Genomic DNA, 21438 nt, shown 5'->3' with positions numbered 1-21438 from the left:
GACCGGTGTCACGCCGTAACGCCAAAGCGGCCGTCCCGTGGGTCCTGTGGATCCCGGCCACGATCGCGCTCGCGCTGGTCGTCCTGCCGGTCGTCGGCCTGCTGACGCGCTCGGACCTGACGCGTTTCCCCAGTCTCGTCACCTCCGAAGCGTCGTTGCAGGCGTTGCGGCTTTCGCTGCTCACCGCGGCGATGTCGACGGTGATCTGTGTGCTCCTCGGCGTCCCGCTGGCGGTGGTTCTCGCGCGCTCACGGCTTCGGGGGATCCGCGTGCTGCGCGCTGTCGTGCTCCTGCCGCTCGTGCTGCCGCCGGTCGTCGGCGGGCTGGCACTGCTGTACCTGTTGGGGCGTAAGGGTTTCCTCGGCTATCTGCTCGACGTCGTCGCGGGGGTGCAGGTGCCGTTCACCACCGGGGCGGTCGTCATCGCGCAGACGTTCGTCGCGATGCCCTTCCTGGTCGTGAGCCTCGAAGGCGCGCTCCGGAACTCCGGCGACCGGTACGAGCAGGTCGCTTCGACGCTCGGAGCCCGGCCTTGGACGGTGTTCCGGCGCGTCACCGTGCCGTTGCTGCTGCCCGCGCTCGGCTCCGGTGTGGTGCTCAGTTTCGCCAGGGCGCTCGGTGAATTCGGCGCCACCATCACCTTCGCGGGCAGTCTGGAAGGCGTCACCAGAACCCTGCCGCTGGAGGTCTATCAGCAGGCCGAGGTCGATGTGGACAGTGCCGTCGCGCTCGCGTTGCTGCTGATCGTCGTGGCCGTGCTGGTGATCGCGCTGGCCCGGCCGCGGGCGCTGGAAGGGGTCCGGTCATGAGCCTCGCCGCCGAGATCGAGCTGGGCCGGGGCTCCTTCGAGCTGTCCGTGGAGTTCCACGTGCCCGCCGGGAGCGTGCTCGCGATCCTCGGGCCGAACGGCTCGGGCAAGTCGTCGATCCTCGGCAGCCTTTCGGGACTGCTGAGCCCGCGGCGCGCGCGGGTCAGGCTGGCGGGCCGGGTCCTGCACGACGACAGCGTCGACCTGCCGGCGCACGACCGCGCGATCGGCCTGCTGTCCCAGGACCCGCTGCTGTTCCCGCACCTGTCCGCTTTGGACAACGTCGGTTTCGCGCCACGCTCGCGGGGAGCCACTCGCCAACGGTCGCGGGAGATCGCCGTCAAGTGGCTGACCGAAGTGGACGCGCTGGAACTGGCCGATCGCAAGCCGTCACAACTGTCCGGCGGGCAGGCGCAACGGGTCGCGGTGGCGCGGGCGCTGGCGGGCGAACCGGACCTGCTGCTGCTCGACGAGCCGTTCGCGGCGCTCGACGTCGACTCCGCGCCCGCGATCCGCGGTCTGCTCCGGCGGGTACTGCGCGCGCAGAGCGAGCGATCGACCGTCCTCGTCACGCACGACCCGCTCGACGCGCTCGCGCTCGCTGATCACGTACTGGTGCTCGCCAACGGTCAGGTCGTGGAGTACGGACCGACACGAGAGGTCCTTTCGGCCCCCAGGACGGCGTTCACCGCGCGGATCGCCGGGCTGAACCTGATCACCGGAGTCGCCGCCGAAGCCGGCTTACGCACGCCGGACGGGCTGTTGATCGCCGGGATCCCCGCTGAAGACGTCGTCCTGGACGAAGCGGCTGTCGCCGTCTTCGCACCGAGCGCGGTGGCTGTCTATACGGAGGGTCACCCGGGCAGCCCGCGCAACACCGCCGACGCCGTCGTCAGCTCGCTCGAACCACACGGACCGGTGATTCGCCTTCGCGCTTCGGGTGAAGGCTGGGCAAATGGGCTAACCGCGGATCTGACCCCTGGCGCAGTCGCTGAGCTGGGCCTGGAGCCGGGCACACCGATAACTCTATCCATCAAGGCGACCAGCGTGGCGGTCCATCCGGCCGCTACTCTCGCCCCATGAGCGAGTCGAGCCCACCCCGTTGGACATACCTGACCGACATGGACGGCGTCCTCGTGCGCGAGGAACACCTGGTGCCGGGCGCCGACGAGTTCCTCGCCGAGCTGCGCGCCAACGACATCAAGTTCCTGGTGCTCACGAACAACTCGATCTACACCCCGCGTGACCTGCGCGCACGCCTCGAACAGACCGGCTTGGACATCCCGGAGGAGTCCATCTGGACCTCCGCGCTGGCCACCGCGCGGTTCCTCGCGTCGCAGCGGCCGAACGGGTCGGCATACGTCATCGGCGAGGCCGGGCTGACCACGGCGTTGCACGAAGTCGGCTACGTGCTGACGGAGCGTGACCCGGACTACGTCGTCCTCGGCGAGACGCGCACGTACAGCTTCAGCGCGATCACCCGCGCGATCCGGCTGATCGAGGCCGGCGCCAAGTTCATCGCCACCAACCCGGACGCGACCGGCCCGAGCCTCGAAGGTTCGATGCCCGCCACCGGCTCGGTCGCCGCGCTGATCGAGCGCGCCACCGGCCGTTCGCCGTATTACGTCGGCAAGCCGAACCCGCTGATGATGCGCGGTGCGCTGCGGGCGCTCGGTGCGCATTCCGAGACCACGCTGATGATCGGCGACCGCATGGACACCGACGTCCACTCGGGGATCGAAGCCGGGCTGCAGACCATTCTCGTGCTCACCGGCATCTCCACCAGGGAATCCGCGGAGCGCTACCCGTACCGCCCGACACTCGTGGTCGACTCGATCGCAGACCTGGTCGGGCGTACTCGTGATCCGTTCGGGACGGTCTGACCACCGGTGGCGACGGAGAAAGGCTTATCGTCGGGTCATGGGTGACGATCAGGTTCCGGCCGAGGAGACGGACGTCGAGGTGAAGAGTTCCACCTACGTCGTCGGCGATGTGCACGGGCATCGTGACGGACTGGCTGACGCCCTGCGCGCGCTGGGGATCGTCGACGACGAGGACAACTGGAGCGCGGACGACGACAACCTGTGGTTCCTCGGCGACTTCGTCGACCGCGGGCCCGACGGCATCGGCGTGATCGACCTCGTGATGCGCCTGGAGGAACAGGCTGCCGAAGCCGGCGGCGCGGTGCACACCCTGCTCGGCAACCACGAAATCCTGCTGCTGGGCATGTACCACTTCGGTGACGACGAGGTGCCGTCCGACTTCGGCCCGCGCAGCTTCGCGCGGAGCTGGGAGATCAACGGCGGCCTGCTGTCCGATCAGGACGGTCTCACCGACGCCCACATCAAGTGGCTGACCTCGCGTCCGCTGGTGGCGCTGGCGGCCGACCACCTGCTCATGCACTCCGACACCATGGAGTACCTCGACTACGGCTCGGACATCGACGAGATCAACGCGACGGTCCGCGGCGTGCTCGAGAGCGAGGACATCGCCGAGTGGTGGGAGGTCTGGCGCCGGATGACCACCCGGTACGCCTTCCGCGGCGCGGACGGCCCGGAGGTGGCGCAGCGCATGCTCGACCAGCTCGGCGGCGAGCGGATCGTGCACGGCCACAGCGTCATCGCCGACCAGCTCGGCATCCACCCGGTGCAGATCGAGGACCCGTACCTGTACGCGGGCGGAAAGGCCCTCGGCATCGACGGCGGCCTGTTCGTCGGCGGCCCGTGCCTGGTCGTCGAACTCCCCTGGACCCCCGAGCCGTAAGCCCAAGGCGGCATCAAGGGACCTTTACTACCGCCAAACGGCAGTAAAGGTCCCTTGATGCCGTCCTTTACGGGAGGGGGACGATCTCCTTGCCGAGCGGCATGAGCGAGACCGGGATCATCTTGAAGTTCGCGATGCCCAGCGGGATGCCGATGATCGTGATGCACAGCGCGATGCCGGTGAAGATGTGGCCGATCGAGAGCCAGATCCCCGCGAAGACGATCCAGATGACGTTGCCGATCACCGACGCCGCGCCCGCGTCACGCCGGTCGACGACAGTGCGGCCGAACGGCCAGAGCGCGTAGTTCGCGATCCGGAACGAAGCCAGCCCGAACGGGATGGTGATGATCAGGACGCAGCAGATGATGCCCGCGACGACGTAGCCGAGTGCCATCCAGAACCCGCACAGCACCAGCCAGATTATGTTCAGAATCGTGCGCATCAGACGTGCAACTCCCCGCTCGCGATGGTGACGGCCTGTCCGGAAAGCCGGACCCGGTCGCCGTTCAGGATCATCCGGACAATGCCACCTCGTTCGGAGGCCTGTTCACCCACCAGCTCGTGGCGGCCGAGCCGCGCCGCCCAGTAGGGCGCGAGGGTGCAGTGAGCGGAGCCTGTCACCGGGTCTTCGTCGACGCCGACCGCGGGACCGAACACCCGGCTGACGAAGTCGACGCCGTCGACGTCACCGGGTGCGGTGACGATCACGCAGCGGGTGTCCAGCTTGGCGAGGGTGGGCAGGTCGGGCTTGAAGCCGCGGACCGAGGCGGCGTCGCCGAGGACGACCAGGATGTCCGAAACCCCGCGGCCGACGAACACGGTGTCGTTGATTCCGGGGTCGTCATCGGACGCGACGGGCATGTCGGCGGGGAAGTCCATCGACACCCAACCGTCCTCCGCCCGGCAGGCGAGCTCTCCGCTGCGGGTGGAAAAGACCTGGCCCACCCGTCGCCCACCACCACCCTCAACGGAGACGCTTCGCGCCGCATCTAATTCTCCGAGCACGTGCGCGGTGGCCAGCGTCGCGTGCCCGCAGAGATCGACTTCGGCGGCCGGGGTGAACCAGCGCAGCGGCAACGGGCCTTCGCCGCCCGTCACGACGAACGCCGTCTCCGAGTGCTTGAACTCGGCGGCGACGGACTGCATCCAGGCCGGGTCGGCCGGAGCGTCGAGGAGCACGACCGCGGCCGTGTTCCCGGCGAAGGCCGACGGAGTGAACGCGTCTACAAGGAAGAACTGCATGCCTTCAACCTACTGAAAGTCCGGTTCGCAGGTGGCCTGCCACGGGACAACTCAGCCGGCCAACAAGATGTCCTTCTCGGTTAGTCGCTTGTGCAACACTCGGATGTCATCAAGGTCCTTGGGGTTCCGCAGTAGGTCCTCCTTGTAGCGGAGTACGTCCGTTAATTTCGCGAAGCGGAGGCCCTCAATGATCTCCGCGCCGTCGATTAGGTCATCCGTGTCCCACGCGGCGGATATCCAGCGTTCAGAGAAATGGATGCGGCCATCCAAGAAATGACGTACCGGATCGCCCGTGATCGAACCAGTCGCTGGCTTGCCTTCTGCCAACGCCCAATCCCACACCTCGCCCCGCGCCACCACATCCAGATCATAGATTTTCTCGCGAAGGCCATGCACGAGCAGCGGGGCGCTGCCAAAGATGACGAAATGGTCAAGGTCGAGGCAAGCGTCCTTGAGCCAGTGGATGAGTGGGTGGTCAGGCAAACAGGCTGTTCCCGGGGAAAGTGGCACGAGTCAGTCCTTTGCCGAAGGCGTGTTGTGTTTGACCTGGAACAGCCGGGCCAGTGACTTTGTTTGATCTTCCTCCGGCTGTCTGGGTGTCGGCAGTTCGGCGGATTTGGCGAGAACGCCAAACGCGCGGATAATCTTCGGCCATTCCGATGGGTTGCTGCCCTCCAGCATCTTTTCGGCTATGTTCTTCCCGGCCTTCACCTTCGCCAGGACCTTGAACAGAGAAGTCAGCGCCTTTGTGATGGTCGCCAGGGCTAACGCCACTACTGTGATGATCCAGCCGGTCTCGCTGAGAACTGTCGGTGACATGGCGCCTCACCGCGACACGGGGCGGTCACCACGGGCGATCGCTTTGAGGGCTTGCAGGTTTCTGAAGGTGACCGTTTCCCTGCCGATCTCGATGATCTTTTCGTCCTTGAACGGGCGGACGATCTTCCTGATCGAGGCGCTTGTCAAGCCGATGTAGCTGGCCAGGTCGTCCTGGCTGAGATGCCGGATCGTCATTCCGTCCGAGGTACGCCAGCCAAGGCCGATATCGGCGAGTTCCACGAGAGCCTTGGCCAGTTTTTGTCCCGCGGCGAGTTCTGAATAGTCGACGGTCCTTCGGGTCGCTTGGTCCAGACGCTCGTCAGTAGAGTAGAGCAAAGCATGCATCGCGCGGGGAGTGTCATAGAGGAAATCCAGCCACGCGCTGGCCGAAATGTGTAGAACCTCGACCTCGCCCCACGCGATGACGCTCGCCGAGCGGGGCTTCTTCCGAAGCGCCGCCATCTCGCCGACGATCTCGTTCGGTCCGCGTGCGAACTTCAGTCTGGGCGGCTCGCCGATGGCGACCTTCACAAACCCCTTTTTGATCAACAGCGCGAAGTCGGTTTCTTCGTCCTCGCGGAAGAAGACGTGCCCTGTCTGGCGGGAAAGAACCTGGCCGACCGATTCAAGGTGGACCAAGTCCGCCTCGGTGAACAGGCTATCGCCCTGTTGGTACCGTTCGTCGGCCATGTAGCTAAGTATAATAATATACATAGTTAGTCGTCAAGTCTTCCGTGTGAGATCAAAGTGCAGGTGGCAGGCGGGAGGCGCCGCTCCTAGACTCGGGTCGTCGTCAGAGCAGACGCAGTTGTAGGAGGCACGATGCCGGATTCACCCGCCGTTCCCAGCTACGCCTCGGGAATCTCCGACGTCCCGTTGCTCGGGGACACCATCGGCGACAACTTCGATCGCACCGCGCTGGCGTTCCCGGACAAGGACGCGCTCGTCGACAGGGCCGCGGGCAAGCGCTGGACGTACGGCGAGCTGGCGGCCGAGGTCAACGCGCTCGCGCTCGGCCTGCTCGCGCTCGGCATCACGAAGGGCGATCGCGTCGGCATCTGGGCGCCGAACTGCGCCGAGTGGACGTTCACGCAGTACGCGACGGCGAAGATCGGCGCGATCCTGGTCAACATCAACCCGGCCTACCGCTCGCACGAGCTCGAGTTCGTGCTGAACCAGGCCGGGATCAAGATGATGGTCGCGGCGGAGAAGTTCAAGACTTCCGACTACGCGGGCATGATCGAAGCCGCGAAACCGAAGTCACCGCAGCTGGAACACGTCGTCCTGATCGGTGGCGAACTCTGGAACTCGTTGCTGGACAAGGGAAGGCAGGGCTCGCCGGAGCTGCTCGCGCAAAAGCAGGCCGCGCTTTCGACGGATGACCCGATCAACATCCAGTACACCTCCGGCACCACGGGCTTCCCCAAGGGCGCGACGCTTTCGCACCACAACATCCTCAACAACGGGTTCTTCGTCGGGGAACTGTGCAACTACACCGAAAACGACCGGATCTGCATCCCGGTGCCGTTCTACCACTGCTTCGGCATGGTCATGGGCAACCTCGCGGCCACCACCCACGGCGCGTGCATGGTGATCCCGGCGCCGTCGTTCGAACCCAAGGCCACGCTTGAAGCCGTCGCCGCCGAGGCGTGCACTTCGCTGTACGGTGTGCCGACGATGTTCATCGCGGAGCTCGCCGACCCGAGCTTCGACAGCCATGACCTCTCGTCGCTGCGGACCGGGATCATGGCGGGCTCACCGTGTCCGGTCGAGGTGATGAAGCAGGTCATCGAGCGGATGGGCATGACGGAAGTGTCGATCTGCTACGGAATGACCGAGACGTCCCCGGTTTCGACACAGACCCGCGCCGACGACTCCGTGGACCGCCGGGTGTCGACGGTCGGCCGGGTCGGGCCGCATCTCGAGGTGAAGGTCGTCGACCCGGAAACGGGACTGACCATGCCGCGCGGCGAGCCGGGTGAGCTGTGCACGCGCGGCTATTCGGTGATGCTCGGGTACTGGGAGCAGCCGGAGAAGACGGCCGAAGCTATCGACGTCGCGCGCTGGATGCACACCGGCGACCTCGCGGTGATGGACGACGAGAGCTACGTCAACATCACCGGCCGGATCAAGGACATGGTCATCCGCGGCGGGGAAAACCTTTATCCGCGCGAAATCGAGGAGTTCCTGTACACGCACCCGGACGTCTTGGACGCACAGGTGATCGGCGTGCCGGACGCGAAGTACGGCGAAGAGTTGATGGCGTGGGTGCGCATGAAGGACGGCGTCGAGCCGCTGACCGCCGAGGCCGTGCGGGAGTTCTGCACGGGGAAGCTGGCGCACTACAAGATCCCGCGGTACGTCCATGTGGTGGACGAGTTCCCGATGACCGTCACGGGGAAGGTGCGCAAGATCGAGATGCGGGCGACCGCGGTCACTCTGCTCGGCCTTGAGGACGTCGCCGTCGCGAAACACGCTTAGCCGGGGGCACTTTGGCGCTGAAGTGCGCTCTCTCACTTCGTGAAAGAGCGCACTTCAGCGACAAAGTGCGTTCAGGCCTTGGCGCCGGCGGCTTCGGCGAAGGCTTTGGCGTCTTCCTCGCCGAAGGTTTCTTCGAGCACCTCAGGGGTGTAGTCCAGGTCGATCTGCTCGACCGGCATTCCCCGCGCGGACTCGATCGCGCCGAGGCGGCGTTGAGCACGGTCGGCCGCGTAGGTGACGAATTCTCCGGGCGCGATGCCGAACGGGTGTTCGTCGAACTGTTCGTTCACCCAGCCGATCATGTTGAGCGCTATCGGCAGTAGCTCGCCCATCCGTTCCCCGACGATCTGCCAGTTCGCGTCGTCGGCGGCGACGTGGCGGCGGCAGGTGAAGGTGCCCCAGGCCATGTGACGGCGTTCGTCGTCACCGATGCGCCGGACCAGTTCCTGCATACCCGGCAGGATGTTCCGTTCGGTGCAGATCTTCTGCCAGGCGTAGTAACCGGTCAGCGCCAGGCTGCCTTCGATGACGTGGTTGTACGTGACACTCGCGCGGATCTGGTTGGCGGGACTGGGATCCTCGGCCAGCACCCCGAGCGACTCGGGTAGCTCCTCGTAGAAAAGCTTGCGGTAGTACGGGTTTTCCGCGACATACGGGTGCAGGTCTTCGTTGAGGCCGACCGCGTCCATCCAGCGCCGGAACACCTCGGTGTGCTTGGCCTCTTCGAAACAGAACTGCGTCAGGTACATCTCGTCGCCGAAGCGGCCGGTGCTGGACATGGCCTTCATGAACGGCTGGATGTCCTCCGTCACCGCCTCCTCCCCGGCGATGAACTGCGCGCAGAGGTAAGTGGCTGAGCGCTGCTGATCGGGGTTGAGCGTCTGCCAATCGGCGGCGTCGCGGCTGAAGTCGATGTCGGCGGGGTTCCAGAACTTGGCGTTTCCCTTGACGAACAGGCGAAGCGGGAAGGAATCCCAGTTCAGCCCGCCCTTGCGCAGCGACTGGAAACCCGTGCGGTGCTGGGCGACGGTGCCGGTCATGTCCATCCCTCTCGTTTACTCCATTGTGGACGATTTAAAGCTTTCGATAGCCGGTGCGAGTACGGCGCACACGGAGTCGGCGGCCACGTCCGCTGGATGGGTACGCAGCACCAGGTGGCTCAACGAGAGCCGGACGACTGTTTCGGCGAGCAACGCGGCGGACGCCTCGCTCAGCCCGGGCTCGAACTCGCGGTAGTGCTCGGCGGCCAGTTCCGCGGCGGCGTGCAGGATCGGCGCGCCTTTGGTGGTCAGCAAGGGCAACAGGTCCTCGCCCGCGTCACTGCCCAGCGCGGCGGCGACGAGCCGGTTCTCCCGGCCGTGCTCGATGGTGAAGGTCACCCCTTGGCGAATACCCGCCAGCAGACTGTCCGCGCAGTCGAAGCGTTCTCTTATCCCGTCCAGGAACTCCGACGTGGTCCGCAGCGCGACCGCCTGCACGAGCGTGGCCTTGTTGCCGAACTCGTTGTAGACGGTTTGCCTGCTCACGCCCGCCTTCGCGGCGACATCGGCCATCCGCAGCGCGGCGTAGCCGTTTTCCGGGAGCAGGTCCGTGGCCGCGTCGAGGAGGGCCTCACGCAGGGAAGCCTTGGTCCGCTCGCTGAAACTGGTGATCTCGGCCACAGGGTCAGCTTGACAGATATTGCAAACGTGTCAAGGCGCTTTACCTGTTTGGCTGATCTGTACAACCACGGGTGGGTTACGGTGATCGCGTGGGGATAACCGTGGGTTTCGACCTGGACATGACATTGATCGACCCGCGGCCGGGGATGATCGCGGTGATGAAGGTGCTCAGTGAGCAGTCGGGCGTTCCGCTCGACGGCGAGTACTTCGCCGCTCATCTCGGCCCGCCGCTCGAGCAGGGCCTGGCCGCGTGTGGCGCGCCCGAGGACCGCATCGACGAGCTGATCACCCGGTATCGCGCGCTGTACCCGGAAATCGTGGTGGCGCAAACGGTTGCGCTGCCCGGTGCCGAGGCCGCGCTGCAGGCGGCACGCGCCGACGGTGGCCGGACGGTGGTCGTCACCGGCAAGTACGGCCCGAACGCCGCGCTGCACGTCCGCGAGCACGGGTTCGACGTCGACGTGCTGGTCGGCGAGCTCTGGGCCGCGGGCAAAGCGCAGACCCTGATCGACAACAACGCCGTCGCCTATGTGGGCGACCATGTCGGCGATGTCGTGGGCGCGCTGGCAGCCGGGGCGATCCCCGTCGGCGTGGTCACCGGGCCGTGCAGCCGTGAGGATCTACTGGCCGCGGGCGCGGCTGTGGTGTTCGACTCGTTGGAGGAGTTTCCCGCTTGGCTGGAAGCTAACTCTGGCGCGCTTCGCGAACGAGTGCGACCAGTGCCAGCCCCAGCCCCAACGGCGTGACGACACCCGCGAAGGCGCTCAGCCAAACGGGGAGATTCACCAGACCTGCGGCGAACATGATGAACACGGCCACGATGGCGAGCACGCCGACCGCGAACAGGCCGACGCCGGCCCGCATCAGGAAGGGCTTGCGCGGGGCGGCCTTGGGCGGGGCCTGGGCGGCTTCGGTCTCCATGTCCTGAGGGTAACCCCAGGTATCTGCTTCTCTCGACCATGTGTGGCGAGATAGGCTGAGCGGACGCGCGCCCTGGGTACGCCCCCGGGGCGCGTTAGTTGTGCACGACGCTTAGTTGTGAGCGGAACGACAGAGAGAACGGTGAGGGCAGTGCCGACCGGCAAGGTCAAGTGGTACGACGCGGAAAAGGGTTTCGGGTTCGTCACCCAGGATGAGGGCGAAGACGTCTACATCCGCAAAGCCGCGCTACCGCAAGGCGTGGAAGGGCTCAAAGCCGGTCAACGGCTGGAGTTCGGCGTCGCCGACGGCCGTCGTGGTCCCCAAGCGCTCTCCGTGCGTCTCGTCGACCCGCCGCCTTCGGTCGCCGAAGCCCGCCGCCGCCCCGCCGAGGAGCTGCACGGGCTGGTCGACGACATGATCAAGCTGCTCGAGATGAAGGTGCTGCCGGACCTGCGCCGCAACCGGTACCCGGACAAGAAGTACACGAAGCAGATCGCCGAGATCATGCGCGCCGTCGCCCGGGACATCGATCCCTGATTTCGGGGTCAAGGGACGTTTGGTTGCGTCAGGCGGCAGTAAAGGTCCCACGCTCCCGCCAGGCGGTAGTAAAGGTCCCTTGCTACTGCGCGGGGGCTCCGGAGGCGGGGTCTATCTGCAGCGACCAGATCGCGCGGACGACGAGCTGCGGGTTTCCGGCGTCGTCGACGATCGGCTGGCCCGTCTCGTCGGCGGCGTAAGCGGCGCCGAGCTGCTGGATCTCGACGACGAGCAGCTGGTCGTCGGCCGCCGGCGCGGTCGCGGTGTACGCGAGCCTGTTGCCACCGGTGAACGCCTCCTGCTTGACGGGCTGGAGCTCGCCCTTGGCGTTCGCGTACTGCACGTTGACGACCCACGGCGTTTGCGCGATCTCCGACGGGATCGAGATCTGCACCGGCTTGCCCGGCCGCACCTTGAGGCTCGACGCGCCTTCCGGGCTCTGCTCACACTTCCGCACGAGCTCGTCGCAGTGGATCAACGGCGCGCTGTCGACCGTGTGCCCGTCGGCGAAGAAAGTCACCTCCGGCGCTCCGGGGGTACCGCACGCCGTCAGCGCGAAAGCACTGCCCGCGAGAAGACTGAGAAGACCGAGACGCCGCATACGTGAAGGTTACGAGCCCGCCCGCCAGCGCGAACCGGCCGCCCCCTGTGCGGGGACCGGGCCACTGTCGGTGCGGACCGGCCGCAACGGCCTGTCACCGCCGAGGCCCGGGATGAGCGAACCGCCGCGGCGCACGAGGTAGGTCTGCACGAGCCCGATGGCAAGCAGCACCGACGCCACCAGGAAGCCGATCCAGTACGTCGGCGGCAGCAGCAGGCCGATGGCCCCGCCGAAGCACCAGGCCATCTGCAGCACGGTTTCCGAGCGGCCGAACGCCGACGCGCGCGACTCCTCGGGCACGTCGTCCTGGATCACCGCGTCGAGGCTGATCTTGGCGAGCGCACTCGCCGTCGCGCCGATCAGGCCGACGAGAGCTGCCGTCGCGAGGCCGGGCAACAGTGCGGCCAACACCGCCGCCAGCAGTGCGGCGGCCACGGAACCGAGCACGACCTCGTCGGGCTTCCCGAACTGCAGCCGCGACCCGAGCGCGTTGCCGACGAACCCGCCGACCCCGGCCGCGAGACCGATCACGCCCAGCAGCAGAAGCTGCCTGAACGGACTCTGCCCAGTCCCTTCCGTCTGCGCTTTGACCGCGAAGGCGGCGAACATCATCAGGAACCCGGTCAGCATGCGGATCGATCCGTTGCCCCACAGGGAAACCACGACCCGGCGCCCGAGCGGCTGCCGCTTCTTCTTCTCGGGGCGCGCCAACAGGGTCGTCGGCACTTCGCCCTCAGTGGACTCGACCCACGCCGGGATGCGCATCGACTGCACCGCGGCCGCGACACAGATCGCCGCGGTGAACCACAGCGCGCCCGAGGCGCCGAAGATCCCGTTGAACCCGCTGGCTATCGCGCCGAAGACACCGGCCGCGGCCAGTCCGAAGACGGTCAGCCGCGCGTTGGTCTTCGACAGCGTGATCTCCGGTGGCACCACTCTCGGTGTCACGGCTGCCTTGAGCACGGTGAACGACTTGGACAGCACCATCATGCCGAGCGCGGCCGGGTACAGGCCCCAGTTGTCGAAGTTCAGCGCCATCAGCACGGCCATCAGCGCCTGACCGGCCGAAGACACGCACATCGCGAGCCGCCGGCCGCGCTGGATCTTGTCCAGCGCCGGGCCGATGATCGGCGCGACCAGCGCGAACGGCGCGATGGTGATCAGCAGGTAGAGGGCGACTTTGCCCTTGCTCTCGCCGCTGGTCGCGGCGAAGAAGAGGGTGTTCGCGAGCGCGATGGCCATCGCGGCGTCGCTGGCGTAGTTGAGCATCACCGCGTAGGTGAGCGAAGTCAGGCCGGACTTCTCGGCCCCGTCGGCCTTCGTGGCGCGGTGGAACGCGTCGACGGCCTGCCCGGTCAGCTGGCGGCCGCGCAGTGCGGCGACCCTGGTGACGGTTATCTTCTTCGGCAGCCGCGGGATGCTGCCTGGTATCGGCCCGGCGGTGGCTTCGGTGCGGTTGGCCTGCGGTTCGCCGGACGCGTCGGCAGGCTCACCCGCGTAACCACCGGTGTCGTAGCGCTCGTAACTGTCGGACGGCGGCCGGTCGTGCCGGACGGGCTCGGTGCGCCGCTCCGACGCGGGGTACGGCCGCGCGCCGCGGTGAGGCGGCAGCGGCTGGCCCATCGGGATCGCGCCTGTCGGGGCTTCGTCGGCCGTCGGCACCGGCGGCGGGTTGTACCGCGGCGGTGGTGGGGGCGGCGGGTCGTCGTAGAACACGCTTCGGGGAGGCGGCGGCGGAGGCGGGGGCGGCTCGTACCGAGGCTGTTGCTTCTCCTTGGCGATCGGCTGCCACGGCCTCGCCTGGGCCGCGCCGGGTTCCGGTGTCCACCGGCGCCTGCGTTTTCGGCCCGCGCGTCCTTTGCCCGCGCCATCGGCGGGCTCGGAAGTGGTGCCGAAACGGTTCACGCTGTCAATCCTGCCTTACTTCGGTGCTACCTCGCCCGTTTAACGGGCAAGGTCAGGGACAAATCAGGGGGCCGGGACGAGTCTGACCTTGAACATCTTCGGCCACAGCTTCCCGGTGAGGAGCAACTGGTCGGTTCCGGGCACCGCGGCGATGCCGTTCAGCACGTCGGCCGAGCCCTTTTCGCTCGCGCTGAGCAGGCCGGCGGCGTCGACCGTCGCGGTGACCGAACCGGTGGCGGCGTCGATACGCAGGATCGTGTCGGTCTGCCAGACGTTCGCGTAGACCTCGTCGCCGACACACTCCAGCTCGTTCAGCTGGCCGAAGGTCTGGCCGCCGGAGTGGACGGTCACGCTGCCCGTCTCGGCGAAGGTGCGCGGATCGCGGAAGGTGAGCTTGTCCGACCCGTTGCTCATGACCAGTCTGTTGCTTCCCTGCTGGTGACAAAGGCCCCAGCCCTCACCGCTGTACGGCACGCGGCGCCGCTCGGCGAGCGTCGACGCGTCGCGTTCGATGGCGAAACCGTTCTGCCACGTGAGCTGCCAGAGCGTCGGCCCGACGACGGTCAGGCCCTCGCCGAACAGCTCCGGCGACAGCGCCGCACGTACCGACGGCGCCTGGCCGGGCGGCCCCGCCTGCACCACCGAGTGGCCGGTCAGCCCGGTGCCTTCGTACAGCGTGGCGCCCACGAACTCGAGCCCCTGGGTGAACGCGGCCGGATCGTGGGGGAGGACTTCGAGCACGTCGGGCTTCAGCCGTGGCAGTGAGGCGGGCGACTGTTCGACGGGCGTCGACGTCGCCGCGCAGCCCGCGAGGACGGCGACGAGAACGATCGACGAGGTGAGGAGCTTGCGCACGTGGCACAGCCTGACACGAGCAGCTGGAGCGCGTGCGGCACAATTGACTCTATGACCCTCCTGCTGACCCTCGACGACGGTTCGATCCACCGCAAACTCGTCGACGCCGTCGAGCTCGCTCGAGCGGCCGCGGCGGAAGAAGCCGAGGTCGAGCGGGTCGGAGCGTACGTCGGCGTGGAGGCCGAAGACGCTGTCGCGGTAAGTCACCTGTTCGAGGCAGGCGTACCGGGCTACCGCGGGTGGCGCTGGTCGGTCACCGTGGCGACCGCGGACGAGGAAGCACCCGTGACGGTCAGCGAGGTCGTGCTGATCCCGGGTCCCGACGCGCTGATCGCGCCGGCGTGGGTGCCGTGGGAGCGCCGCGTCCAGGCAGGCGACCTCGGCGTCGGCGACATCTTCCCGACCGAAAAGGACGACCCGCGGCTCGTTCCCGCGTACCTCGCGTCGGACGACCCCGCTGTCGAAGAGGTCGCGATCGAGGCCGGTCTCGGCCGCATCCAGGTCCTGTCGCGGTTCGGGCGTGAGGAAGCCGCCGCGCGCTGGCAGGCAGGGGAGTACGGCCCGCGGTCGGACATGGCGCGCAGCGCGCAGTTCAGCTGTGGCACCTGTGGGTTCTTCGTGCCGCTCGCGGGCTCCATGCGCGGCGCGTTCGGGGTCTGCACCAACGACATTTCGCCCGCCGACGGTCACGCCGTCAACGTCGAGTACGGCTGTGGCGCGCATTCCGAGATCGAGGTCGAGGTCACCTCGTCGATCCCGGTGGCCGAGCTGGTTTACGACGACTCGCTGATCGACCTGGTTTCGGTGGAGCGCACGCCGGTCTCGGAGTCGGCTGAGGCGGAGTCGATCGTGGCGGCGGTGGCTGAGTCGGTTGAGACTGCTGAAGCCGAGCCTGCTGAGGCTGTGGTGGTCGAAGCTGCCGAGGCGGAGCCGGTTGAGGTCGCTGTGGCCGAGCCTGCTGATGCTGCGGTAGCTGAGCCGGTTGTTGCTGAGCCGGTCGCGGCCGAGTCCGCTGAGGCGGAATCCATCGTGGCCGCGGTGGCTGAGTCGGTGGAAACCGCTGAGGCCGAGCCTGTGGAAGCCGTGGCGACTGAGGCCGAGCCCGTCGAGGCTGTGGCGACTGAAGTTGCCGAGCCGGTGGCCGCTGAAGCTGAGCCTGCGGAAGCTGTGACGGTCGAAGCTACGGTGGCACAGCCCACCGAGGCTGAGCCGGTTGAAGCTGTGGTGACTGAAGCTGTTGAGGCTGAGCCAGTTGAAGCTGCGGTGGCCGAGTCTGCTGAAGCTGAGCCGGTGGAAGCTGAGGCGCCGGTGGCCGAAACCGCTGAAGCTGAGCCGCTCGTCGCCGCTGTGGCCGAGTCCGCTGAAGCTGCAGCGCCCGAGGCTGAGCCGGTCGAAACTGCTGACGCTGAGCCGGTCGCGGCTATCGAAGCCGAGCCCGTGGAAGCCGAAGCCGCAGTGACCGAGCCGATCGAGGGCGAAGCCGTCGAGACCGAGTTCGCCGTGGTCGAGCCCGAAGTGATCGCCGAAGCCGAGGGTGAGTCCTCGGACGCCACCAAGCCCACCGTCTCCGAGTGAGCGCAGATCCGTTCGGGACCGAGGCACTCCGCGCCTCGGTCCTGCGGGCCTGGCGTGATTCGCCGACCCGGTTCACCGAGGACACCAACGCCGAGACCGATCTGAAGGTCGGCGGCTACCGGGACCGGCTCTTCGTGGAGCTGGCCCAGAACGCCGCCGACGCGGCACTGGCCGTCAAGGACCCCGGCCGCCTTCGAGTGTCCCTTGTGGACAATGAGCTGCGCGTCGCCAATACCGGTGCGCCCCTTGATGTTCCCGGAGTCGCGGCGCTCGCTTCGCTGCGTGCTTCGGCGAAGCAGGGTGACACGGTCGGTACCTTCGGAGTCGGTTTCGCCGCCGTTCTGGCGGTCACGACAGCGCCGCGTGTGGTGTCGACGTCCGGCGGTGTGGGGTTCTCCGCCGCCGAGACGCGCGTCGCCGCCGAGCGTGAAGGTGACGTGCCGGTCCTGCGCTTGCCGTGGCCGGTCGCCGACGACGAACCCGCTGTGCCGCAAGGCTTCGATACCGAAGTCCGGCTTCCGCTCGCGTCCGGTGTAGTCGGCGCCGAGCTGCTCGCAAGCCTCTCGGACGACGTCCCGGATCTGCTGCTCGCCCTGCCGTGGCTGTCCCGGATCGAGATCGAAGACGCGGTTTGGACGCGCTCGGCCGTCGAAGGCGACATCGTCGAGATCGTCTTCCCGTCGGGAACGGTCCAGCGCTGGCTGACCCACGCGACCGAATCCGTTTGGGCTGTCCCGGTCACCGAAGACGGTGTCCCGGTTCCGCTCGACGAGGACGTCCTGCACGCTCCGACGCCCACCGACGAACGACTTTCGCTTCCGGCGCGCCTGATCGCGTCGGTCCCGATCGAGCCTTCGCGTCGCCGTGTCCTGGCCGGTGACGAGACGCTTCCCGTTGCGCTGCAAGCAGCCGCGGCCGCGTACCCCGAACTGGTGCGCAAGCTCCCGGTCGAGCACCGGCTCGCTTTGGTTCCCGCCGCCCGATTCCCACTGTCCGAAGTAGACAGTTCTCTGCGGGATATGGTGATCGAGCAGCTGACCAGGAATGCCTGGCTTCCGCTCGCGGCCGGTGGTGAGTCGACGGGTTCGCGGGCACGGGTGCTCGACGTCGAGTCACCCGCGCTGGTGGAGCTGCTCGCCGAGGTGGTCCACGGGTTGATCGCGGCGCCGCTCACCGGACCGGCTGTCGTGCGCGCGCTCGCTTCTGTCGGTGCTGAAGCTGTCGGCGCGGCCGAGGTCGTCGAGAAGCTGACCGGAGTCGATCGTGAACCCGGTTGGTGGCACTCGCTTTACGACGCTTTGCTGCCGCTCCTGGAAGCGCACGAGATCATCGACGACGAGCTGGGCGGCCTGCCCGTTCCGCTCTCCGACGGCCGTACGCTTCCCGGCCCGCGTGGCTCGCTGCTCGTCAACGGCTCCGACGAACTGCTCGAACTTCTGTCCGATGTGGACATCGCCGGTCTCCGGCTGGTGCACCCGGACGCGGCGCACCCGTTGCTGGAACGCTTGGGCGCCAAGCATGCCGAGGCGCGAGACCTGCTCGAAGCGCCGGCGCTGCGTGAGGCCGTCGAGCGCAGTGTGGAAGACGCACTGTCCGGTATGGATGGTATGGAGCTTGCCGGTGCGGCGCTGCGACTGGTCGCGGAGTCCAACTCCGACGATTTCGCCTGGCTCGGCGCGCTGGCTCTGCCGTGTGCCGATGGCTGGCGCCGCGCGGACGAGCTCGTGCTGCCGACATCGCCGCTGCGGAAGATTTTCGACGCCGAAGTGTTCGCCGAAGACGGCCCGCTTTCGGTGCTGGACGAGGAATTCGCCGAGGACTGGCCGATCGAGACGCTGACCGCGATCGGCGTGCTCGACAAGTTCGCCGTGCTGTCCGACGAGGATCCGATCGAAGCCGATCACAGCCTGCCGGAAGAGCAGGAGTGGTGGGACTCGTTCGAGGAGCCGCCCACCCGGCTCGTGGCCGTGCGGGATCTGGATCTGGTCGCCGACGACGCCTGGCCCGCCGCGCTGCGGTTGCTGGCCAGTGAACCGTCGACGTGGGCTGCGCTGACCCACAGGGACGGTCATACACCTTGGTGGCTCGCGCGATTCGCGGTGCTGGCCGATCGGATTCCCGGCGAATGGCGGCTCCCGGACGCGAGTTCGCTGGCCGGTCTGTACGACCCGGTGCCCGATCTCGACCTGACCGTCGAGGTGCTCGCCGCCGCCGGAGTCCGGTCCAAGCTCGAAGTGTCCGATGTGGACGATGTCTCGGATCTGTTGGAGCGACTGGGAGATCCGGACCGGACCATCGCGCTCGGCCTGATCACGCGGACGCACACCGCGCTCGCCGAGACGCCGGTGAACCCGCACGACATCGCCGCTCCGGCGCGCGTCCGGACGGTGGACGGCACGGTCGCTGACGCCGAAACCGCCGTCGTGCTGGATGTTCCGTGGGCCGCGGCCGTGCTGTCGCCGCAACGGCTCGTCGCGTCGACGTCCGGTGCGGCCAAGCTCGCCGAGCTACTCGACCTGCCGCTGGCCGGTGGGCTCCCGGCCGAGGTCACCAGCGAGAGCGAGTACGTCCCGTGGACCGAACTCGCCGCCATCGGTGTCGTCGCGGAGCTGCTCGACCTGCCGCTTCCTCCGGGCGGGCCACTCCTCCATGAGCAGCTCACCGTGTCGGTCGACGGTACCGAGCACACCGCGCCCTGGTGGTCGGACGGCCGCCTGCACGCGTCGGACACCCCGGAAGGCCTGGCGAAAGCGTTTGCCTGGGCCGTCGACCGCTGGCCGGACCGCCACCTCATCGCCGCCCTGCTAGACGACCCGAGCCCCGCCGCCCTACTGGGCTGAAGGGGACTTTCACTGCCCAGAAGGCAGCGAAAGTCCCCTGCAGCTCCGCGCCCGAGTTAGCCTGCGGTGTTCGGATTGTCGTATTTGTAGGTTTGGCAGGCGTCGGTGCCGGTCGGCAGATCGGTGCAGACGATCAGCGACGTCGCGACGATCCCGGAGTCGTCCTTGCCCGCGATCCCGGACCACTCGACGGTGTTGTGGCAGCCCTCGTCGTTGAAGCGGCGCTTGCCCTCCCAGTGCTGGCCGACGCCGGGCGTGACGAGGAACGAGAAGTAGGCTTGCTTGTCGTCGCACAGGCGGTCTTCGAGCTTGACCGACGCGGTGAACCTGGTGCGGTCCTGCCAGATCAGGGTGCCCGTGAACCCGGCGCCGAGATCCGCCGAGGTGCCCTTGATGGAGATCGCTGTCGATGCCATGGCCGGTGTCGCTGTGACCAGCGCCAATCCGGTACAGGCGAGGGAAACGGTGGCCAGGATTCGTGCGAGACGGCTCATTGCTCTCTTTCGTCGGCGGAGACAACGCCATCCAGTAGAGCGTGAGAACCGTCCGGCGAGGAACGTGATTCACCGGTTCGTGGGAAGTTAGATCCCGCGCTGGGCACCCTTCGAGCCGCGGCGGGACGCGGTGCGCTGCCACGCGACGATCCCCAGTCCGATGAAGCCGAGCGCGATGCCCGCGACCGCCGTCCACAGCCAGGTGGTGGGCGCGTCGTCCGAACTGAGATAAATCACGAAAAGCACCACGAGCGCGACAGTCCAGACACCGGTGCCTACTATCACCACCGGCGTCAGGTCGGTCAGCTTCTTCGGCAGCTCCGGCGTAGGCCGCAACGAGCCTGTAACTTCCCCGGAATCGATCGCTTCGGCCACGTCGGGAAGGGTACCCGGCAGCACCACGCGCGCGAAGGTAGGCAACTGATGGCGGACACCGCAGTAGAGACCGAGCAGGCACCGGCTTCCCGGCTGGACCGGTTCTTCAAGATCACCGAACGCGGCTCGACGACCGGGCGGGAGATCCGCGGCGGGGTCGTCACCTTCGTCGCGATGGCCTACATCGTGGTGCTGAACCCGCTGATCATCGGTAGTTTCTCCGCGACTGACGCCGGCGCGCACAAGGACCTGTTCGGCAACATCCTGCCGGTGTCGCAGGTCGCCGCGGTGACCGCGCTGGTCGCCGGGGTGATGACCATCCTGATGGGACTGGTCGCGAACTACCCGTTCGCGATGGCCACCGGGCTCGGCATCAACTCCATGGTCGCGGTGACGATGGCCCCGCAGATGAGCTGGCCTGCCGCGATGGGCCTGGTGATGCTCAACGGCATCGTCATCCTCGTGCTGGTGCTCACCGGGATCCGCACGATGGTGTTCAGAGCCGTCCCGGCCTCGTTGAAGTCCGCGATCGCCGTCGGGATCGGCGCGTTCATCTGCCTCATCGGGCTGGTCGACGCCGGCTTCGTGCGACGGCTGCCGGACGCGGCGAACACGACCGTGCCGGTCGGACTCGGCATCGGCGGCTCGATCGCGTCGTGGCCGACCCTGGTGTTCGTGGTCGGCCTGCTGATCACCGGTGTGCTGGTCGCGCGGAACGTCCGCGGCGCGATCCTGATCGGGGTGCTGATCACCACGGTTTTCGCGATCGTCCTCGAAGCCATCGTGCACGCGGGTCCGTCCAACGGCACCAACCCCAAGGGCTGGAACCTCGGCTACCCGGCGCTGCCCGACGACATCGCCGGCCTGCCGGATCTCTCGCTTCTCGGTCAGGTGAACTTCGACGCCTGGGTACAGGTCCCGGCGATCACCGCCGCGCTGCTGGTGTTCACCCTGGTGCTCACCGACTTCTTCGACACCATCGGCACGATGACCGGCCTCGGCAAGGAAGCGGACCTGATCGACAAGGACGGGCAGCTGCCCAACGTCGGCAAGGCGCTGTTCGTCGACAGCCTGGGCGCGGTGGCCGGTGGTGCGGGCTCGTCGAGCTCCAACACGGTCTACATCGAGTCGGCCGCCGGGATCGCGGAAGGCGCGCGGACCGGGCTGGCCAACGTCGTCACCGGGTTGCTCTTCATCGCGGCGATGTTCCTGACCCCGCTGTACGAGGTCGTGCCGGTCGAGGCCGCCGCGCCCGCGCTCGTCGTGGTCGGCGCGCTGATGATCCGCCAGATCTCGGAGATCGACTTCACCGACTTCTCCCTCGCACTGCCCGCGTTCCTCACGATCGTGGTCATGCCGTTCACGTACTCGATCACCAACGGTGTTGGCGTCGGGTTCATCACTTACGTGGTCATCCAGGTCGCGACCGGCAAGACCCGCCGGATCCACCCGCTGATGTGGGTGATCGCGGTGGCTTTCGTCGCGTATTTCGCCGTCGGGCCGCTGCGGGAGTTGATCGGCTAGTCGATTGACACCAAGGTCACCTTGATGGCTGTGCCTG

The 21438-nt window shown here is 67.4% G+C and carries 22 protein-coding genes and 1 pseudogene; 10 read left to right on the top strand and 13 right to left on the bottom strand.

The window, feature by feature from the left end:
* Positions 1 to 5 precede the first annotated feature (5 nt).
* The 4 genes from VGP60_RS28580 to VGP60_RS28565 are packed head-to-tail and all read left to right on the top strand — an operon-like array spanning position 6 to position 3571.
* A complete protein-coding gene (locus tag VGP60_RS28580; protein ID WP_327551220.1) occupies positions 6 to 809 on the top strand; it encodes an ABC transporter permease in 804 nt (267 codons plus the stop codon).
* Positions 806 to 1891: a sulfate/molybdate ABC transporter ATP-binding protein gene (locus tag VGP60_RS28575; protein ID WP_327551219.1), complete on the top strand. Its 1086-nt coding sequence runs from the start codon at positions 806 to 808 to the stop codon at positions 1889 to 1891. The genes VGP60_RS28580 and VGP60_RS28575 overlap by 4 nt, the downstream gene beginning before the upstream one ends.
* On the top strand, positions 1888 to 2691 hold the full coding sequence (locus VGP60_RS28570; RefSeq protein WP_327551218.1) for an HAD-IIA family hydrolase: 804 nt from the start codon (positions 1888 to 1890) through the stop codon (positions 2689 to 2691). Before VGP60_RS28575 ends, VGP60_RS28570 begins: the two co-directional genes overlap by 4 nt.
* A 37-nt stretch (positions 2692 to 2728) precedes the next feature.
* Positions 2729 to 3571: a metallophosphoesterase family protein gene (locus VGP60_RS28565; RefSeq protein ID WP_327551217.1), complete on the top strand. Its 843-nt coding sequence runs from the start codon at positions 2729 to 2731 to the stop codon at positions 3569 to 3571.
* A gap of 67 nt (positions 3572 to 3638) precedes the next feature.
* Here the strand turns inward: VGP60_RS28565 and VGP60_RS28560 are convergent, their stop codons facing one another.
* The 5 genes from VGP60_RS28560 to VGP60_RS28540 are packed head-to-tail and all read right to left on the bottom strand — an operon-like array spanning position 3639 to position 6322.
* Positions 3639 to 4013, bottom strand: coding sequence for a YccF domain-containing protein (locus VGP60_RS28560; protein WP_327551216.1), 375 nt, complete (start codon positions 4011 to 4013; stop codon positions 3639 to 3641).
* Positions 4013 to 4813 carry a PhzF family phenazine biosynthesis protein gene (locus VGP60_RS28555; protein WP_327551215.1) on the bottom strand — a complete coding sequence of 267 codons (801 nt, stop codon included), beginning with the start codon at positions 4811 to 4813 and terminating at the stop codon, positions 4013 to 4015. The genes VGP60_RS28560 and VGP60_RS28555 overlap by 1 nt, the downstream gene beginning before the upstream one ends.
* 51 nt (positions 4814 to 4864) lie before the next feature.
* Positions 4865 to 5323: a hypothetical protein gene (locus VGP60_RS28550; RefSeq protein WP_327551214.1), complete on the bottom strand. Its 459-nt coding sequence runs from the start codon at positions 5321 to 5323 to the stop codon at positions 4865 to 4867.
* 3 nt (positions 5324 to 5326) lie between these two features.
* A complete protein-coding gene (locus VGP60_RS28545; RefSeq protein WP_327551213.1) occupies positions 5327 to 5632 on the bottom strand; it encodes a hypothetical protein in 306 nt (101 codons plus the stop codon).
* A gap of 6 nt (positions 5633 to 5638) precedes the next feature.
* Entirely contained in the window at positions 5639 to 6322 is a 684-nt protein-coding gene (locus VGP60_RS28540; RefSeq protein WP_327551212.1) for a Crp/Fnr family transcriptional regulator, read from the bottom strand.
* Positions 6323 to 6454: 132 nt separating this feature from the next.
* On the opposite strand from VGP60_RS28540, the gene VGP60_RS28535 reads away from it, so the two are divergent.
* Positions 6455 to 8113 carry an AMP-binding protein gene (locus VGP60_RS28535; protein WP_327551211.1) on the top strand — a complete coding sequence of 553 codons (1659 nt, stop codon included), beginning with the start codon at positions 6455 to 6457 and terminating at the stop codon, positions 8111 to 8113.
* Positions 8114 to 8184: 71 nt separating this feature from the next.
* Here VGP60_RS28535 and VGP60_RS28530 read toward each other — a convergent pair whose 3' ends face one another.
* Positions 8185 to 9153 carry a R2-like ligand-binding oxidase gene (locus VGP60_RS28530; protein ID WP_327551210.1) on the bottom strand — a complete coding sequence of 323 codons (969 nt, stop codon included), beginning with the start codon at positions 9151 to 9153 and terminating at the stop codon, positions 8185 to 8187.
* 15 nt (positions 9154 to 9168) lie between these two features.
* Complete coding sequence (locus VGP60_RS28525; protein WP_414640421.1) at positions 9169 to 9765, bottom strand: TetR/AcrR family transcriptional regulator; 597 nt, start codon at positions 9763 to 9765, stop codon at positions 9169 to 9171.
* A 98-nt stretch (positions 9766 to 9863) separates the two neighbouring features.
* Between VGP60_RS28525 and VGP60_RS28520 the strand changes: the two genes are divergently transcribed.
* Positions 9864 to 10520, top strand: coding sequence for an HAD family hydrolase (locus VGP60_RS28520; protein ID WP_327551208.1), 657 nt, complete (start codon positions 9864 to 9866; stop codon positions 10518 to 10520).
* Here the strand turns inward: VGP60_RS28520 and VGP60_RS28515 are convergent.
* Positions 10459 to 10695, bottom strand: coding sequence for a hypothetical protein (locus VGP60_RS28515; protein WP_327551207.1), 237 nt, complete (start codon positions 10693 to 10695; stop codon positions 10459 to 10461). The genes VGP60_RS28520 and VGP60_RS28515 overlap by 62 nt on opposite strands.
* Before the next feature lie 150 nt (positions 10696 to 10845).
* Here VGP60_RS28515 and VGP60_RS28510 point away from each other — a divergent pair, with 150 nt between their 5' ends.
* On the top strand, positions 10846 to 11232 hold the full coding sequence (locus tag VGP60_RS28510) for a cold-shock protein (RefSeq protein ID WP_327551229.1): 387 nt from the start codon (positions 10846 to 10848) through the stop codon (positions 11230 to 11232).
* An 82-nt stretch (positions 11233 to 11314) separates the two neighbouring features.
* On the opposite strand, the gene VGP60_RS28505 is transcribed toward VGP60_RS28510, so the two are convergent.
* The 3 genes from VGP60_RS28505 to VGP60_RS28495 all read right to left on the bottom strand — a co-directional run bounded on the left by VGP60_RS28505 (position 11315) and on the right by VGP60_RS28495 (position 14593).
* A complete protein-coding gene (locus tag VGP60_RS28505; RefSeq protein WP_327551206.1) occupies positions 11315 to 11833 on the bottom strand; it encodes a DUF2771 family protein in 519 nt (172 codons plus the stop codon).
* A 9-nt stretch (positions 11834 to 11842) separates the two neighbouring features.
* Positions 11843 to 13738, bottom strand: a complete 1896-nt coding sequence (locus VGP60_RS28500) for an MFS transporter (RefSeq protein ID WP_327551205.1) — start codon at positions 13736 to 13738, stop codon at positions 11843 to 11845.
* Between the two features lie 63 nt (positions 13739 to 13801).
* The gene (locus VGP60_RS28495) at positions 13802 to 14593 is read right to left on the bottom strand and encodes a glutaminyl-peptide cyclotransferase (protein WP_327551204.1); all 792 of its coding nucleotides are present in this window, start codon (positions 14591 to 14593) and stop codon (positions 13802 to 13804) included.
* 51 nt (positions 14594 to 14644) lie between these two features.
* Here VGP60_RS28495 and VGP60_RS28490 point away from each other — a divergent pair.
* Both VGP60_RS28490 and VGP60_RS28485 read left to right on the top strand, forming a co-directional pair.
* Positions 14645 to 15392: pseudogene (locus VGP60_RS28490) on the top strand (DUF3027 domain-containing protein); the annotation flags it as partial.
* Between the two features lie 772 nt (positions 15393 to 16164).
* Positions 16165 to 19008 (top strand): sacsin N-terminal ATP-binding-like domain-containing protein, encoded by a 2844-nt coding sequence (locus VGP60_RS28485; protein WP_327551203.1) that lies wholly within the window; start codon positions 16165 to 16167, stop codon positions 19006 to 19008.
* A 56-nt stretch (positions 19009 to 19064) separates the two neighbouring features.
* Here VGP60_RS28485 and VGP60_RS28480 read toward each other — a convergent pair whose 3' ends face one another.
* Together VGP60_RS28480 and VGP60_RS28475 are read right to left on the bottom strand one after the other, a co-directional pair.
* Complete coding sequence (locus VGP60_RS28480) at positions 19065 to 19502, bottom strand: hypothetical protein (RefSeq protein ID WP_327551202.1); 438 nt, start codon at positions 19500 to 19502, stop codon at positions 19065 to 19067.
* 87 nt (positions 19503 to 19589) lie between these two features.
* Positions 19590 to 19838: a DUF2530 domain-containing protein gene (locus VGP60_RS28475; RefSeq protein WP_327551228.1), complete on the bottom strand. Its 249-nt coding sequence runs from the start codon at positions 19836 to 19838 to the stop codon at positions 19590 to 19592.
* An 87-nt stretch (positions 19839 to 19925) separates the two neighbouring features.
* On the opposite strand from VGP60_RS28475, the gene VGP60_RS28470 reads away from it, so the two are divergent.
* Complete coding sequence (locus tag VGP60_RS28470; RefSeq protein WP_327551201.1) at positions 19926 to 21401, top strand: NCS2 family permease; 1476 nt, start codon at positions 19926 to 19928, stop codon at positions 21399 to 21401.
* Positions 21402 to 21438 lie beyond the last annotated feature (37 nt).

It is taken from the genome of Amycolatopsis sp., from assembly GCF_036008905.1.
GTDB lineage: Bacteria > Actinomycetota > Actinomycetes > Mycobacteriales > Pseudonocardiaceae > Amycolatopsis.
Note: the sequence above shows the minus strand (reverse complement) of the source record. Positions and strands in the feature narration are given on the sequence as shown.